At 60.2% G+C, this 1,829-nt stretch carries 2 protein-coding genes; one reads left to right on the top strand and one right to left on the bottom strand.

Annotated elements, in window-relative coordinates:
• Positions 1-26: 26 nt before the first annotated feature.
• Positions 27-799 (top strand): IS5 family transposase gene (locus tag D6858_RS02635; protein WP_120106682.1). Its coding sequence is split into 2 segments (ribosomal slippage): positions 27-345 and positions 345-799, totalling 774 coding nucleotides; the frame shifts between segments, so codons are not numbered across the junction.
• 147 nt (positions 800-946) lie between these two features.
• Here D6858_RS02635 and D6858_RS02630 read toward each other — a convergent pair.
• Positions 947-1,829 (bottom strand): IS3 family transposase (locus D6858_RS02630; protein ID WP_120106931.1); only part of this gene is annotated, 883 nt, incomplete at its 5' end.

The raw sequence follows: 1,829 nt of genomic DNA, 5'->3' as shown, positions 1-1,829 counted from the left end.
ATTCAAGGCATTTGAAGGATCCTTGGATGAGCCGTCGCAGATTTGAGCTTACGGATTTCGAGTGGTCGGTGATCGAGCCGTTGTTGCCGAACAAGGTGCGCGGTGTTCCGCGTGTTGATGATCGTCGGGTGATCAATGGGATATTGTGGCGGTTTCGCACAGGCAGCCCCTGGGCGGATATCCCGGAGCGCTATGGGCCATACACGACGTGCTACAACCGTTTCGTGCGTTGGCGCAAAGCTGGCGTATGGGACCGGCTTCTGTCCTCCGTCAGCGCCGCTTTCGATGGCGAACTGGTCATGATCGACAGTTCCTCGATCCGGGTCCACCAGCATGGTGCGACCCTAAAAAGGGGGACCCCAATCGCTGCATGGGACGTTCCCGGGGCGGCCTGACTACCAAGATCCATGCGCTGGTTGATGGCCGGGGTTTACCGGTCGGCCTGCATCTGTCGGAAGGACAAGCCAGCGATTGCCGCGAGGCTGTAGCGCTGCTTGATGTCGTACCACCCGGCAGCACTTTCCTGGCTGACAAGGCCTATGACAGCGATGCTATCCGCGCACGGATCGAAAGCAACGGCGGCTTCGCCAACATCCCGGCAAAGCGTAATCGACGAAAGGGCTTCGCCTTCAGCGCCTTCCTCTACCGCTATCGCAACCTGATCGAGCGCTTCTTCGGAAAACTCAAACACGCCAGAGGATTGGCGACACGCTACGACAAACGCGCCGATAACTTCCTCGCCGCCATCAAGCTCTTCTCAGCACGGTTATGGATCGCAGCTAATGAGTCTACGGCCTAAAAGCATAGGGACATTTTCCGCAGGGGAACATATAAAGAGAACGCCCGCCTCCCGAGCGACTGGAACCGTCAAGGCCGGGACAGAAGGTCGTTAGCTTCGCTCGCCTTTTGAACCGCCCCGGGATTGCCGGAGGCCATTTGGTTTAAATTATGCCGCCATGGGCGTGTCGTCCAGCATGGCGTAGTATCGTKCYTCRGCTTCGGCAGGCGGGATATTGCCGATGGGCGCGAGCAGGCGCCGGTTGTTGAACCAGTCGACCCATTCGAGCGTGGCGTATTCCACGGCTTCAAATGATCGCCACGGACCTCGGCGGTGGATGACCTCGGCCTTGTAAAGGCCGTTGATCGTTTCGGCCAAGGCGTTGTCGTAGCTGTCGCCAACACTGCCGACCGATGGTTCGATCCCGGCTTCGGCAAGACGCTCGGTATACTTGATCGAGACATATTGGCTGCCACGATCACTGTGGTGGATCAGGCCGCCACGGTGAACAGGCCGTCGGTCATGGATCGCCTGCTCCAGGGCATCGAGTACAAAGCTGGCATGCGCCGTTCTGCTCACCCGCCAGCCCACGATATAGCGGGCGTAAACGTCGATCACGAAGGCGACATAGACGAACCCGGACCACGTCGCGACGTAGGTGAAGTCCGAGACCCACAGCATGTTGGGTGCCGGTGCATGGAACTGGCGGTTGACCTGATCGAGCGGACATGGCGCTGCCTTGTCGCTCATCGTCGTCTTCACCGGCTTCCCCCGGATCACGCCCTGCAGGCCCAGCTCACGCATCAGCCGTTCCACCGTGCAGCGGGCAATATCGAAGCCCTCGCGCTGCATCTGCCGCCACACCTTGCGATACCCGTAGACCTTGAAGTTGGCATCGAACACGCGCTGAACCTCGGGCTTCATTGCTTCGTCGCGCTGGGCGCGTGGTGACAGGCGCGACGGATCGCGGCGCTGTGCGACACGCTCGTGGTAGGTTGATGGGGCGATCGGCAGAACCCGGCAGATCGGCTCGACCCCATACTCACCCCGA

The organism is Tsuneonella suprasediminis, assembly GCF_003605755.1.
Taxonomy (GTDB): Bacteria; Pseudomonadota; Alphaproteobacteria; order Sphingomonadales; family Sphingomonadaceae; genus Tsuneonella; species Tsuneonella suprasediminis.
This window is presented reverse-complemented; position numbering and strand designations above follow the sequence as displayed.